Below are 14,315 nucleotides of genomic sequence, written 5' to 3'. Positions count from 1 at the left end.
CTCTAAAGGGTTCGACTCTGATTCTCTTGCAACAGGCCGTCGTCGGGAAGGGATTTTGCCCGGAATTGTTCAATCACTTTGGTGTAGAGCTGAACATGATCGGCCGCCATGCGCCGAGCACTGAAGGACTCTTCCACGGAGCGCCTGCAGGCCTCCCGGCTCAGCTCCGGGGCCAGGGCCGCATACTCGGCCAACTCCTGGGCTGAGCCCACGAAGCCGGTGATTCCGTGCCGGACGATTTCCGGTGCAGCACCCATGGGCGTGGCAAGGACCGGGGTTCCTGTGGCAAGTGCTTCGATCATCACCAGCCCGAATGGTTCTGCCCATTGGATGGGGTTGAGCAGCGCTATGGCATCGCCCATCAGCTCGTACTTTTCGGGATCGGACAATTCCCCCAGGAACTCCTCGGTAGATGCCAAGGCCGGCTGCACCACATCCTTGAAATAACCGTATTCGTCCGGCGCGTGCATCTTGGCGGCGATCCGCAAGGGCACCCCGGCTTCCCGGGCGATGGCCACTGCTTCCATGAGTCCCTTGTCCGGGCACATTCGTCCCACAAAGCAGACGTATCCCCCGGCTCCCCGGCCAACACTCACTGCGGAGAGGTCTATCCCGTGATGGATGACTGCGGATACTTTCAGGTCCGGAGTCCTGCTGATCTGATCGTGGGAAATAGCGATGATGGCGGTGTCGTTCGCCATGTCCCGGTACAGCGGCGCGTAGCTGGAGGACAAGGGGCCGTGAATGGTGGTGACGACGGGAATGCCGCGTGGTCTGTGAGCGTAGAGCGGGCCTGCCAGGGTGTGATCGTGGATGATGTCCACGTCCTGCATCTCCGTGTAGGCCTTGATCACGTGACCCAGCTCGCTGAAACTCTGGCCCAGGTCTTCCGGGGATGCCGGGCCGAAACCTGGCACTTGAGGCACAGGGCAAGTGCTGTCCGCTGCCGTTGCGAGCAGGACGTCGTGGCCGGCGTCGGACAACGCCCGCGCCAACGCATCCACTACACGCTCTGTTCCGCCGTATTTCTCTGGCGGTACCGTAAACCAAGGTCCAACTATGAGTCCGATGCGCATGAGGTTTGTCCCCGCGTGAACCCCCAAGCCAAAGGCTGTCTGCATAACCCGTTTCAAGAGTATTGGGCTTCGCTTGGAACAACAACGGGTGAGGAAAATAACACCCCTGTGAGGAATGCCCTGCCGGCCCACAGGGTTGCCAACAGCATGAAGATTGAGATCTGGTCAGACGTCGCGTGTCCGTGGTGCTACATCGGCAAGCGCCGTTTTGAGACCGCCCTGGCACAGTTCCCGCACCGCGATTCGGTGGAGATCGAGTGGAAGAGCTACCAGCTGGACCCTTCCGTCCCGGAGCACTATGACGGCACGGAGCTGGACTACCTGAGCAACCGCAAGGGCATGGCTCCGGAGCAGGTCAAGCAGATGTTCGCGCACGTCACGGAGACGGCAAAGGGCGAAGGCCTGGACTACCACTTCGACAAAGTGGTGGTGGCTAACAGCTTCACCGCCCACCGCCTCATCCACCTTGCCGCTGCCCATGGCCGCCAGGATGCCGCCAAGGAGCGTTTGCTCAGCGATCACTTTGAGCACGGCAAGGACATCGGCAACAGGGAGTACCTCACAGAACTCGCTGCCGCGCTGGAGCTGCCCGCCGCCGAGGTTGCCGAGCTCTTCACCACTGACAGATACACCGAAGAGGTCAATCAAGACATCAACGAGGCCCGCGCCATCGGCGTCACCGGTGTGCCGTTCTTCGTGATCGACCGCAAGTACGGCATCTCCGGCGCCCAGCCCGCTGACCTTTTCAGCCAGGCACTGAATCAGGCGTGGCAGGAAGCGAACCCGCTGATCCCGGTGGGCGCCTCCGACGCTGAGGCCTGCGGCCCTGACGGCTGCGCGGTCTAAGTAGCCCCCGCCGTCGGGCCTTCCCGATTGCAGGCTCAAAACACGCCAAAGGCGGGCAGCTTCCCCAGCTGCCCGCCTTTGGCGTACGGGGTTAGCCCTTCACCACGTCAAGCTCGACGACGGCCCAGGACAATGCGGGCAGCGTCAGGCGCAGTTCGGAGCCAGTGGCCTTCACACCTTCCAGAGCAGTCAGGCCAACGCGGCCCGGCTGGTCCTGGCTGTTGATGGTCAAACGATCGCCGCCTTCGGGGATTTCCAGGACCTCGGCGCGGAGCACCTGGCGGGCATCGAAGCCACGCAAGGCAACCTCGACGTCGGCAGCTTCTTCCAGGCCGCGGTTGGCGAAGAACAGTGCCACCCGGCCGGTTTCCTCGTTCCAGGTAGCGCTGACGTCCACCAGGTCAGTGTCCCCGAAACGGTTGTTCGAGTACTTGTCCGAGTCCACCGAGAGCCGCAGGATCTGGCCCTTGGCGAGCTCGGCCATGCGCGCGAACGGGTGGAAAATGGTCTGCTTCCAGGCCGGGCCGTTCTCCTCGGACAGGATGGGCGCAATAACGTTGACCAGCTGCGCCTGGTTGGCGATTTTCACTCGGTCACCGTGGCGCAGCAGCGAGTTGAGCAGCGTTCCCACCACCACGGCATCGGTGACGTTGTACTTGTCCTCGATCACGCGGGGGTGCTCACGCCAGCCGGCCTTGGCCACGTTGTGCGGCTGATCCTCGGTGTCCAGGCCGCGCTGGTACCAGACGTTCCACTCATCGAAGGACAAGTTGATGTGCTTCTTGTGCTTGCCCTTGGCCCGGACGGCGTCCGCGGTGGCGATCACTGACTCAATGAAGTAGTCGGTGTCGACGGCGGAGGCCAGGAAGCTGCCCACGTCGCCGTCGTGCTCCTGGTAGTAGGCGTGGAGGGAAACGTAATCCACTTCGTCATAGGTGTGCGTCAGGACAGTCTGCTCCCAGGCCCCGAACGTTGGCATTGAAGAGCTGGAACTGCCGCAGGCCACCAGCTCAAGCGAGGGGTCCACAAAGCGCATGGCCTTGGCGGCTTCCTGTGCCAGCCGGCCGTATTCGTCAGCAGTCTTGTGGCCGATCTGCCACGGCCCGTCCAGCTCGTTGCCCAGGCACCAGAGTTTGATGTTGAACGGGTCCTTGTGGCCATTCTTGGCGCGGAGGTCTGAGAGGTAGGTTCCGCCGGGGTGGTTGGCGTACTCCACGATCTCGCGGGCCGCGTCCACTCCCCTGGTGCCCAGGTTGATGGCTTCCATGATTTCGGTGCCTGCCTGCTTGGACCAGTCCACAAACTCATGCAGGCCAAAGGCGTTGGTTTCTACGGTGTGCCAGGCCCCGTCCAGGCGGCGCGGCCGGTTTTCCACGGGGCCAATGCCGTCTTCCCAGTTGTAGCCGGAGACGAAGTTGCCGCCGGGGTACCGGATGACGGTGGCGCCGAGTTCCTTCACGAGCTTCATGACGTCCTGGCGGAAACCGTTCTCGTCGGCCTCCGGGTGCCCGGGTTCGTAGATGCCGGTGTAAACACAGCGGCCCATGTGCTCCACGAAGGAGCCGAAGAGTCGTCGGGGTACCTCGCCAATGGTGAAGTCGCGGTCGAGGGTGATGCGTGCGCGGGACATGTATCTCCTTGGTTGTTTTCTGAAACTTTGGTTGGCAAAAAAGCGGCCGGTCAGGTTCCGGCGAGTCCCGTCGTCGCGACGCCTTTGATGATTTGGCGCTGGAAGAAGAGGAACACCACAATCAGCGGCAGCGCGGCGAGCAGGGCGGATGCCATGTTCTGCGCGTACTGGATGCCGTAGGCGCTCTTGATGGTCTGCAAACCGACCGGGAGGGTCAGCAGGTTGCCGTCGTTGGTGGCAATGAACGGCCACAGGAAGTTGTTCCACGCGCCAATGAACACGAAGATCGCGACGGCGGCCAGGATGGGCCGGGACAACGGCAGGATGATTTGGGTAAAGATCCGCAAGCGGCTGGCACCGTCCATCACGGCAGCTTCCTCGAGTTCACGCGGGATCTGGTCGAAGAACTTCTTCAGCACGAACACCATGGCCGGGTGGATGACCTGCGGCAGGATGATGGCCCAGGAGGTATCGATCAGGTTCAGGGCCAGCATTTGGTAGAACAGCGGGATGATCAGCACGGGCGGCGGGATGATGATGGACGCGATGATCACCGTCATCAGCACTTTCTTGCCCTTGAAGTCGATCCGGCTGAGCGCGTACGCAACCAGCGCCGAAATTACCAGCGTGATGGCCGTGATGGCTGCCGAGGTGTAGAGCGAGTTCCACGTCCAGAGCGGGATGTTGCCGTCCTGGAATACCTTGACGAACGCTTCGGGGGTGAAGCCCGACGGCGGCAGCCAGGTGACGTCCGGAGCGGCGGCATCCGTCTCGGTTTTGAAGGCGGTGGCGGTGGCCCAGGCGAAGGGAATCAGCCACAGCACAGCGATGAAGGCAGCGACGACGATTGCCGCGATCCTGCCGATGGTCAGCTTCTTCCGTGGCTGGCGGATCTTGAGGCTGTTGGCGGTAGTGGTACTGGGAGCGGGACGGGTCAATGTGGGGATTGCCATGGCTATGCACTCCTGCGGCGGGTGATGACGAACTGCATGATCGAGATGACCACGATCAGTCCGAAGAAGATGTAGGAGATGGCTGCCGAATAGCCCAGCCGGTATCCGGTGAACCCGGTTTCAAAGATGTACTGGACCACCGGCCGGGTGGACCCACCCGGGCCGCCAGCGGTCATCTGGTACACCTGATCGAAGATTTTCAGTGATGCCAGAATTTGGAGCAGCACGATCATCACGGTGGTTGGGGTGAGCTGCGGCAGGGTGATGGAGAAGAACTGACGCCAGGCACCGGCACCGTCCAGGGATGCAGCCTCATAGTGCTGGGCCGGAATGTTTTGCATGGCGGCCAGGTAGAGCAGAAAGTTGAAGCCCACGGTCCACCAGAGAGTGGCGATGACGATCGCCCACATGGCCACGTTGGGATCGTTGAGCCAGGCAACCCTGGGCAGGCCTATTCCTGTGAGGAACTCGTTGATCAGGCCGAGCTGAGGGTTGTACATCCAGGTGAAGAACAGTGACACCACAGTGGAAGCCAGCAGGTACGGCGCAAAGTAGGACAGCCGCCACAGCCACTGGGCCGGGAGCCCGATGTTAAGCAACGCGGCCATGACCAACGCCACCAGGACCAAGGGCACGGTGCTGATCACGGTGAAGTAGAGGGTGTTGCCCAGCGAACGCCACATATCGGCGTCGGCCAGGGCTTCGGCGTAGTTCGCGAAGCCAATCAGGCTGTCATTCGCGCCTGTGAGGGACTTGCCCGTGAGGCTCATATAGAAGCCGTAAACAATGGGCCACACCAGGAAAACAAGGAAGAACACGAGGAACGGTGCGGCGAATCCCCAGCCGCTCAGGTTGCTCCGGGTGCGGCTGGTGGGTTTGCGGAGAGTCTCCGGCCTGGGCCGGGACAGCGTAGAGGTACTCATTCAAGAACTCCTTGGGTCGCTCGGTACGTGGGCCGGTTAGACGGGATTGGGACGGGAGAGAAGGGTGTTGGTGCGTTGTTCAAAGGCATCCCATCCCACGGCTGCCTTGTCCCTTCCCAGAAGGACGTTCTGGACGTTCTCCGCGAAGTAGGTTTGCCAGTCCGAGCCAGAACCGCTGAACCAGGACTCGGGATCGTAGGCGATGATGTCTGCCGCGTTGGCGTAGTGGATCTGGGGCGTGAGGTCGCGGTAGGCCTGCGATTGGACCACGGGCTGGTACCCGGGAATGTGTCCGGCTTCGGCCCAGGAGAGGGATCCTTTGAGGACATCGGTGACGAACTTGTAGACGTCCCTGCGCTTGTCTTCATTGATCTTCAATTGGCGCGGGAGGACAAAGGAGTGCGAGTCCGCGTAGGAGGCCGGCGTCCCGTAAAGGGTGGGAATGGTGGCCGCATCAACCGGTATTCCGGCCTTCTTCATGGTGGGCAGTTCCCACACCCCGCTGAAGAGCATGCCGGATCCGCCGCGGGCAAATTCCGCGATGCCCGTGCTGATGTCTCCGGCCTGGGCTGCGATGGTGTCATCAAAGAGTGAGGCCATGAACTCCAGTGATTCAATGGCCGCGTCCCGGTCCACCTTCATGGGCTGGCCCGGCGTCAGTTCCATGTCAGCGCCGTGCTGCTTGTAGAGGGTGTAGAACAGGCGCCACATTTGCGAACCACTGCCGAGGTAGCCGAAGGAGAGTCCGTGGGCCTTGGTGACCTTCTGCATCTCCAGTGCCATGGCTTTGAACCCGTCCGGTGAACTGACCTCCTGCAGCTGACCGTTGCCTGCCAGCAGGCCCGCTTTTCCGGCGATGTCCGTGTTGTAGAACATCACGAACGGGTGCGAGTCCAGCGCTATGGAGAAGACCTGGCCATTGTGCTGGCTTTTCTCCCAGATTCTGGGAGCGAAGTCTGCGGCCGTCACGCCATTCTCGGCGAGCAGGTCCAAATCCCATGGCTCAATGAGTCCACCCGGCGCATATCCGGGGACCCGGCTGGCGTGCATGATGGCCACCTCGGGCGGGCGTCCTCCTGCCGATGCCATAGCCAGTTTGGTGTAGTACGGCGGACCCCAGGCAAGCACTGTGGGGTGGACCTTGAAGCCGGGGTTGGCTTGGTTGGCTGCCTCGATCATGGCCTGCATCTTGATGCCGTCGCCGCCTGAGAGAAGGTGCCAGAACCCAATGTCCTGGACCGCTGCTGCCTGGGCGGCGCCTCCGCATCCTGTGAGGCCGGCGGCCAGAAGTCCTCCGCCAAGGAGGGCTGATCCTGTCATTAACTGTCTCCGGGACAACTGTTTCCCGGTCAAAGATTCAAACTGCTTCACCCGTCACTCCTTTGGATGGGTCCGCTGAAAGGTCACTGCTGCACTGCAAGAATTCCGGCTCCGGTGCGTTCCCGCTCTCGGGTAAAGGTTGGCCCGGGGGTGACGCAGGTCTCACATTACATCGATGTAATGGGTAGGGCAAGAGAAAATTGTTAGCGCGCACAATTTAGTGGCCGGCTCTCGTTTCAGGCTCTGCTGCTGTCCCGCTCCACAATGGAATAGGGGATTTCCACCAGCCGCTGCCCATGCGAGCGATCTGACATGCGTTCGGTCAGGAGTCGAAGGGCTTCGGTGGCAATGGCCCGTTTGTCGAAGGACACCGTGGTGAGGGAAGGTACCGCAAAACGTCCGTCAATGACGTCGTCAAAGCCAGCTACCGCGATGTCATCCGGGACCCGCACACCCCTCTTCCACAGCGCATTCAGGGCGCCCAGGGCCATGGAGTCGGTAAAACAAAACAGTGCCTCGGGCAAAGGGTTCGCATCCAAATACTCCGCCAGTGACGCCGCCGCCGAAGCGGGCGTCCAACTGTCGCAGGAAATCAGCAACGACTCGTCCTTGGCGATTCCCAGCTCCTGGAGGGCAGCCTCATAACCGCCTGCCCGCTGGATGGCTGTGGCAGATTGCCTTCCCCGGTTGACGCCTAAAACAGCGATTCGCCGGCGCCCGGGCCTGGCCAAAGCAAGCGTCATGTCCCGCGCTGCAGCGAAGCTGTCCACAAAGACGCGGTCCGCCAGCTGCTGCGTGACTTCGCCCAGGAGAACCACCGGGGGCAGAGCGACACCCACCTGAACGGCGCTCTCCTTGAGCACCACAGGATTGAGAATCAGTCCGTCAATCAGGTTGGCCCGCGCACGCGTCATCAGCTCGTGCTCACGGTGCGGGTCAGAGCCGGTTTCTTCAATCTGCACGCTGAAACCCTGCGCGTGGGCCACTTCTACAATGCTTTGGGCAAGCTCTGCCGAGAAGGGAGTGGCCAGATCAGGCAAGGCCAGTCCGATCACACCGGATCGGCCGTTCCGCAGTCCGCGTGCCGAGAGGTTGGGCACGTAGTCCAGCTCCGCCATGGCCTGCTCAACCCTGAGCTTTGTGGCTTCGCTGACGGGGACAATCCCGTTCATGACGTTCGATACCGTTTTAGGAGAGACCCCTGCACGGCGCGCTACGTCCTTGACCGTTGCCCGCAACAGTCCCCCTAAAATTAGTGCTGGTTTTCCTTGATGCTACGCGAGTTTTTGTCCACATAATGCCCTCATGAGACCCGTATAAGGGCGTCAGCTGTACAAAAACCCGCGCTACTTGGTGACAGATCGCTGTAAAGTGTCTGTATGCCAAGGATCACGGCCGCCTCGAATGCTGCCCAACGCGCCGAGACCCAACGTCGGATTCTGACCGCGTTCGGAGAGCTCCTCTTCACCCATGGCCTCCCGGGACTGACCATGACGGACGTGGCACGCCATGCCGGAGTGGGACGCACCGCCGTGTACAACTACTACGCGGACATGGAGCAATTGCTCATTGCGTACGCCTTGGACGAGACTGAGCGCTTCATTGTGGACCTGCGCGATTCCCTGGCTGCGCTGGATAACCCCGTGGACCGACTAGCACTTTACGTCCGCGCCCAGGTGGAAGACCTCAGCCGGCGCCACCTGCCCCCGGGCCCGGCCATGGCCGCCGTCCTGTCCCCCGGTTCCTTCGCCAAGCTCGCCGACCATGTGGGGGACCTCAACGTCCTGTTGCAGGACATCCTCCACGATGGCGTCCAGCAGGGTTTCCTGCCCGATGTTGACGTGGCGCAGTTGGCGCGGCTCATTCACGGAACGCTCTCAGCCAGCGCCGCCCGCCGCAACCGAACGCCCGACGGCGAGACTCCCCCGCCGTCGTCAGCCTCCGACGTCGAGCGTCATGCAGCTCTAGAACGGCACATCGCACAGACGGTGCGCTTCATTCAGTTGGGTGCCGGCGCCCGGTTCGACGACGCCGGCAAGCCCACTAAACTCGCTGAGCCGGCCCGCGGAGCCCTGGCCGGTTAGTCACTGCCCCGGGGGACGCGTGGGAATGATGGGCCATTTGGCGTTGTCTGCAATCCGCAGATCCTCCCGCGGGCACTCCAGCATCCCCGGAGTCTGATCCACCAGCTGTGGTTCCACCAGGCCCTCGAAATCCGGGGTCAGGATCACGTCCACCGACTCGTCCTCGCGGTTGTCCTCAAAGTAGTCAGTTCCGGCGATGTTGCGTTGGATGTTGAACGCTGCGGCTTGGCCTTTGACCCCTGAAACCACCACGCCCACGCCCGAATAAGCGGTATCGCTGTTGTCCACTGAGGCCACTTTGAAGCCACGGGCCTTGAACTGGTCCGCCACTGTTCCGGCCAGCCCGGCACGGGAGGTGGCGTTGAAAACGTTGAGAGTCACGGTCTCGTTCGGCACGTAATCGAACGTGGTGGCAGGGCACAGGCTGGTTGGAGCTTTGCTGGCTATTGCAGTGGGGACTTTGACCACGCCGTTCATAATGGCCCATGCACCCACGGCCCCCGCGGCTATGAGGCCTACCAGCAGGACCAGGACGATTCCGTGGAGCAGCCTCCGCCGGAAGCGGGTTTTGTTCACCAGCTCATCCTCGGCGAAGGTGGCCCTCAGCTCAGGGCCTGTGACCACGTGGTGGCCATGGAGTTGCGTCACATCTTTGGGACGCCTGCGCTTGCTAGCCATCGATCACCAATACACGTGCGTGAATGGCTGTCCTCTGGTGGAGTGCCGTGCGGACTGCCCTGTGAAGTCCGTCCTCGAGGTACATAACCCCTTGATACTGGACCACGTGAGGGAACAAATCACCGAAGAAGGTTGAGTCCTCAGCCAACAATGCCTCCAAATCCAGGGTCCGTTTGGTGGTAACGAGTTCATCGAGGCGGACAGGGCGTGGGGGCAGGGCAGCCCAGTCCCGCGGCGCAGAGTATCCATGGTCAGGGTACGGGCGTCCCTCGCCCACAGCTTTGAAGATCACCCTGCAAGCCTATGGAAGATGCCGCGCTAACGGAACTTGTGACCCGCGGCACAGGCAGGTTGTAGCCAAAAGGTGACTTCCGACTTCTGCTCCTACGGCCCCGGACCTGGACGTCCGCAGATCACTGGCTTGAGCAACGGTGCTTCTTGCATCCTCTGGCATACACCCATCCTAGAGTCGGCCGGCGCAATGAACTCCCAACCGCGCAAACACCGGTTATGCTAGTCGTTGGATTTATTGTTCTGGGTTTGGGGGGCCTGGCATGGGAATTGCTTTTGATGACGGCGCGGCCGACGCGCTGATCACTGCCGCGAACTCTGCCGACGAGGTTCTGCGGGCCGAGGGAGGCTTCCTGTGCGGGGCCGTGGAGCGGGCAGTGCAGGACTTCAACGGCAGCTACGGGCGTCTCTTCAAGGACGCCTGCGGCATCAGGTCCGATGATCGCGGCAAGCTTTCAGGTGTCCTCGCGGTTCTGGCCCAGGACGTCGGCGAGGCCAAGCACAGGGCCCAGCAAGAGAAAAACCGGCAAAAGAACATGGACGCCTGGCAGCAACGCGACAACATCCGCAAACAGCGCCTGCTCTCCGGGAACATCGCCGAAGCATCGGCGACAGTCGCCACCATGGTCCTGGACCCGATGCCCGAGAGAACGCCGGTCCCAGCACCGGCTGTTTCAGCTGTGTTTTCTCCGCGGGAACGGCCCCGGTTCGCCGGCGGACCAGGAACCGGAACCACCTCGGCTGACCCGAGCGAGCTCCGCGGCTTCGCCTCAGTGTCCCGGACGGCCACGAACACCCTGAACTCACACTTTGCCGCAGTCCGGAATGCCTGGGGCAGCTTCACAGCATCGTGTTCCTGGGTGACCATCGAGACTGAATCTTTTGTTGCTGGTTTTGAGCAGCTGCTCGCCGCCAACGCAGCAGATGCCGATTGGATAGAGCAGGTCGCCACCGCATTCGAAACAGCAGGCAGTGGCGCCGTCGCAGACAGCATGCTCAATGGGCTCTTCATCCAGTACGCAGCACCAAACCAAGTCGGCTTGAACGACATCGCTGGCCTGAACGCCGCGCAACTGACAACCTGGCTTGCCGTACCTTCGAACAAAGCCCGGCTCCAGGAACTCCTGCAGAACCAGGAGTACAAGCCTGCCGTGACCGCAGCATGGTGGAGCAGCCTCGGCCACACAGTAGATGACGGCACCGGCAAAGTTACCCTCGGCGAGACCCAGCAACTCCTCATCAGTACGTTCCCGTCGATCATCGGAAATCTGCAAGGGGTTTCCTACACTGCAAGGAATCAGGCCAACCAACTGGTACTGACGCAGATGCTGAAAGAATTCGACGTCTTCGTGCATGAAACTGCGGTGGGGCGGCATCCCACTGCACCACCGTGGATCAATACTCCGGGATATTTGGATCGACTTCGGAGCATCAAAACCGCCCTGGAAACCGGGCAGCATGGCGCTGCGAAGCAACTGATCAGCCTCAATCTCGATCAGCCCGGCGCTGCTATCAGCGTGGGAGACCTCGATGCAGCCAAAGTCACCACCTACCAGGTCCCTGGCGTCGACACGACCGTGACCAAAAGCATGCCGGACCTCGCCTTGGCCGCTGACACGCAATATCATCAGCAACTTCGTGTTGCACAGCTGAACGACACCCACGCGGGTACCCCACCTCGACTGGCTGTGGTGGGATGGGTAGCTTTCGAACCGGCCCCGGCGGCTGGGGTCTTCGATGACGCCAATGCCCGGACAGGCGGGTCGTTCCTGAGCAAGGACATCAACACCCTTGCCGCCGTTCAGAACAGTTTGGGAAACACCGCCAGCAACAACATTTCAGGCTTGTCCTATGGCACGTTGACGGCCCAGGCTGCGGCAGTGGAGGGCATGGCCGTAGACAGCATCAATCTTAATGCCGACATTGGCGTGCTGAAGGGTGTAGCAGGTGTCCAGGACTTCCATCTGAACCCGGGCGCTGATGTGTACCAAACCAAATTCACCGTCGACAACGTATCCGACATTGGAAATGTGAGCAGAGAACGCATTCAGGGATTCCACTATCAGACCAATCAGGCTCCCCAAGGTGGACCTTCGTTCACGGTTCCCGTCCCGGCGTACGGAGCAATACAGATCGGGGCCGACGGCGTGGGTACTGATGCGGGAAGTCTAACGCCACTGTCAACAGAGAATCATGGCTGGCTCGAGGACGGTGAGAAGCTTGGGTATGCATCTCTCAATACTGAGTCAAGCTTCAACCAAGCATATGTCTCTCTGGGGCTCACGGATAAGCTGACCAATTCAGGAGAGCCCGTGGAACATCACGAATGAAGGAAATCAGATTGTTGAATCGACGACGACTGACTGCAGCAGCCTTTTCCGCGGGCACCGTCCTGATGCTGCTGATATCCGGATGTGCCTCCGCCCCGCAGGGCGGGGGCAACACGACACCGGCTGTGTCTTCTCAAGCCACGTCAACGAACAAACTTCCCGACGACGGGAAAGGGGCAACTATGACACCGGAAGATGCCAGTAAGGAGTTCTTCGGACTCCTCGACGAGATCCAAGCCCTGGCACCAGGTGAATGGGTGAACGAGGACGTTCCGGCAGGTGGATACTGCAACTTCCAGGACACCGGAAGCGGCAAGCAGTTCGCCGGCGGCCGGACCACGGGACCCTTCAGCTCCGCCGAGCGCGAGACACTCAGGCAGAAAGTCTCAGCATTTTATGAATCACGCGGGTACAAAGTTCAGACCCTCGATAAATCAACCACCACGAATAATTTGCTCATCACTACTGCATTCGGACCCGATGGGTTATCCGTCGCCCTATACACGGGCGACCTCGGCACAATAATCGATGGCAGCAGCCGCTGTGTCCCGGACCCGGAGGTAGCAAAATAGCCTCTCCACGGGCACGGTAATGGTTACAGCGGCCAAAGAGGGAATCAAGAAACGTTGAATCGACTGCTGATGCCGTTTAGGTCCAGGCGCGACCTTCCCGCCGCGGCGATCATTCTTCTCACCCTTGCAGGGTGCGGGACAACGCCTGGCACCAACCACCTACCAGCACTGCGGAGCAGACCATGGACCCGGAACAAGCCCGCACAGAGTACTTCGGGACAAAAGTCATTCCAGAGGCTCCGGGGGACGTCTGCCATCTGCCTCTGGGCATGGAAGGGACTCAATTCAGCTTCGACAGCATGCACGGCGCGATCTCAGAAGATCAGGCTGAAGCGATACATAAGTCGGTAAAGGAGGTCTTTGAAAGCACAGGGCTAAGAGTTGTTCAAACCCAGCCCTCGGGGGCCAACCGAGACCAGACCACCACTGGCTTTGGCGATGGCAAATTCTCCATGCAGCTTGGAACCAGCAGCTTCGGCACCACGCTCGGCGGTAACACCCGATGCGCGCCGGATCCCGAAGGCAAATTCCAGTAGGAAGCAGTGACCAGCAAAGTCCGTCCGTACTGGTGCGTCCTTTCCACGGTTGCCGTCTATATCCTTCGTGGGGCGTCACAGACGTCACAGCTGTGAGGTCCACGGCGCGGACTGACAGAATAGGGGCATGACTCAATCGCTCCAAGGTACTGACCGGACCGCTGCCCGCGCGACGCCCGAATTGGCGTTGCTGCTGGACGTCGACGGTCCTATCGCCAGCCCTGTAACGCGCGACGTCAAACCGGACATCATCGCGGATTTGGTGGCTTTGGCCTCGGCGGGCATCCCGGTCATCTTCAACACGGGGCGCTCGGATGCGTTCATCAGCGAGCAGGTCATGGAGCCCATGATCGCCGCGGGAATGCCGGCGGACACCGTCATCCACGCCATTTGCGAGAAGGGCGCCGTCTGGTTCAGCTACACGGCCGAAGGCCCCGGCCCCATCCACGTGGACCACCAACTCGCCGTGCCCAAGGCCTATGGTGACGATATCCGCCGGCTTGTTGCCGAAGACTACTCGGCACACATGTTCTTCGATGAGACCAAGCGCGCCATGGTTTCGGTGGAGCAGCACGTGGACGTTGCCAGCGAGGATTACCTTGCCGAACAGAAACTCTTCGACGCCGATGCCCTGGAGATCATGGGACGCCACGGCCTCAACGCCGCCATTTTGGATCACCACGCACCGGGATCCGATGACACCGCGGACTACCGCCTGGACCCCACCATCATTTCCACGGACATCGAGTCCGTGTGCCTGGGCAAGGACCTCGGAGCCAGCCGCGCCGTTGAACTCCTCGCAGCCCAAGGCATTACCCCGCTCGCGTGGCGGACGGTGGGTGATTCCCGTACGGACTATGCCATGGCAGACTGGCTTCACCACAACGATCACGATGTGAAACACGTGGACGTCCGGCCGGCAGATGGCGTACCCGTGAAGCCCTACACCATCCTGACGGCAGCCGACCTTGACCTGGCCGATGACGTGATCCATGACGACGCCGGCGGCGCATTCCTCCGCAGCTGGCGCGAGGCGCTTTCGATCTAAGTTTCCAGGCACGCACGTTTTACAGTTT

The 14,315-nt window shown here is 61.2% G+C and carries 14 protein-coding genes; 6 read left to right on the top strand and 8 right to left on the bottom strand.

Features of this window, described 5'->3' with window-relative positions; all coding sequences use genetic code 11:
* Positions 1-2: 2 nt before the first annotated feature.
* On the bottom strand, positions 3-1,076 hold the full coding sequence (locus ABI796_RS03345; RefSeq protein WP_141283322.1) for a glycosyltransferase family 4 protein: 1,074 nt from the start codon (positions 1,074-1,076) through the stop codon (positions 3-5).
* Positions 1,077-1,223: 147 nt separating this feature from the next.
* Between ABI796_RS03345 and ABI796_RS03340 the strand changes: the two genes are divergently transcribed.
* On the top strand, positions 1,224-1,922 hold the full coding sequence (locus tag ABI796_RS03340) for a DsbA family oxidoreductase (protein ID WP_141283246.1): 699 nt from the start codon (positions 1,224-1,226) through the stop codon (positions 1,920-1,922).
* Between the two features lie 91 nt (positions 1,923-2,013).
* On the opposite strand, the gene ABI796_RS03335 is transcribed toward ABI796_RS03340, so the two are convergent.
* The 5 genes from ABI796_RS03335 to ABI796_RS03315 form a co-directional block, all read right to left on the bottom strand.
* The gene (locus ABI796_RS03335; protein ID WP_141283247.1) at positions 2,014-3,552 is read right to left on the bottom strand and encodes an alpha-N-arabinofuranosidase; all 1,539 of its coding nucleotides are present in this window, start codon (positions 3,550-3,552) and stop codon (positions 2,014-2,016) included.
* Positions 3,553-3,602: 50 nt separating this feature from the next.
* Positions 3,603-4,505 (bottom strand): carbohydrate ABC transporter permease, encoded by a 903-nt coding sequence (locus tag ABI796_RS03330; RefSeq protein ID WP_141283248.1) that lies wholly within the window; start codon positions 4,503-4,505, stop codon positions 3,603-3,605.
* A gap of 2 nt (positions 4,506-4,507) precedes the next feature.
* The gene (locus ABI796_RS03325) at positions 4,508-5,428 is read right to left on the bottom strand and encodes a carbohydrate ABC transporter permease (RefSeq protein ID WP_141283249.1); all 921 of its coding nucleotides are present in this window, start codon (positions 5,426-5,428) and stop codon (positions 4,508-4,510) included.
* A 36-nt stretch (positions 5,429-5,464) separates the two neighbouring features.
* Entirely contained in the window at positions 5,465-6,799 is a 1,335-nt protein-coding gene (locus ABI796_RS03320) for an extracellular solute-binding protein (protein WP_141283250.1), read from the bottom strand.
* Between the two features lie 185 nt (positions 6,800-6,984).
* The gene (locus tag ABI796_RS03315) at positions 6,985-7,986 is read right to left on the bottom strand and encodes a LacI family DNA-binding transcriptional regulator (RefSeq protein ID WP_141283251.1); all 1,002 of its coding nucleotides are present in this window, start codon (positions 7,984-7,986) and stop codon (positions 6,985-6,987) included.
* Between the two features lie 141 nt (positions 7,987-8,127).
* On the opposite strand from ABI796_RS03315, the gene ABI796_RS03310 reads away from it, so the two are divergent.
* Positions 8,128-8,832, top strand: coding sequence for a TetR/AcrR family transcriptional regulator (locus ABI796_RS03310; protein WP_141283252.1), 705 nt, complete (start codon positions 8,128-8,130; stop codon positions 8,830-8,832).
* Here the strand turns inward: ABI796_RS03310 and ABI796_RS03305 are convergent, their stop codons facing one another.
* The gene (locus ABI796_RS03305) at positions 8,833-9,480 is read right to left on the bottom strand and encodes a LytR C-terminal domain-containing protein (RefSeq protein WP_141283253.1); all 648 of its coding nucleotides are present in this window, start codon (positions 9,478-9,480) and stop codon (positions 8,833-8,835) included. It abuts the gene before it with no gap.
* A 22-nt stretch (positions 9,481-9,502) separates the two neighbouring features.
* Positions 9,503-9,802, bottom strand: a complete 300-nt coding sequence (locus ABI796_RS03300) for a type II toxin-antitoxin system VapB family antitoxin (RefSeq protein WP_021471645.1) — start codon at positions 9,800-9,802, stop codon at positions 9,503-9,505.
* A gap of 262 nt (positions 9,803-10,064) precedes the next feature.
* Here ABI796_RS03300 and ABI796_RS03295 point away from each other — a divergent pair, with 262 nt between their 5' ends.
* The 4 genes from ABI796_RS03295 to ABI796_RS03280 all read left to right on the top strand — a co-directional run bounded on the left by ABI796_RS03295 (position 10,065) and on the right by ABI796_RS03280 (position 14,287).
* On the top strand, positions 10,065-12,131 hold the full coding sequence (locus ABI796_RS03295; protein WP_141283255.1) for an alpha/beta hydrolase: 2,067 nt from the start codon (positions 10,065-10,067) through the stop codon (positions 12,129-12,131).
* Between the two features lie 182 nt (positions 12,132-12,313).
* The gene (locus ABI796_RS03290; RefSeq protein ID WP_141283256.1) at positions 12,314-12,703 is read left to right on the top strand and encodes a hypothetical protein; all 390 of its coding nucleotides are present in this window, start codon (positions 12,314-12,316) and stop codon (positions 12,701-12,703) included.
* A 182-nt stretch (positions 12,704-12,885) separates the two neighbouring features.
* On the top strand, positions 12,886-13,239 hold the full coding sequence (locus ABI796_RS03285; protein ID WP_141283257.1) for a hypothetical protein: 354 nt from the start codon (positions 12,886-12,888) through the stop codon (positions 13,237-13,239).
* Between the two features lie 127 nt (positions 13,240-13,366).
* A complete protein-coding gene (locus ABI796_RS03280; protein WP_141283258.1) occupies positions 13,367-14,287 on the top strand; it encodes a hypothetical protein in 921 nt (306 codons plus the stop codon).
* The last annotated feature ends 28 nt before the right edge of the window (positions 14,288-14,315 follow it).

It is taken from the genome of Paenarthrobacter aurescens (assembly GCF_041549525.1).
In the GTDB taxonomy this organism is placed as follows: Bacteria; Actinomycetota; Actinomycetes; order Actinomycetales; family Micrococcaceae; genus Arthrobacter; species Arthrobacter aurescens.
The sequence above is the reverse complement of the archived record's forward strand: the minus strand, read 5'-3'. Positions and strand labels throughout refer to the sequence as shown.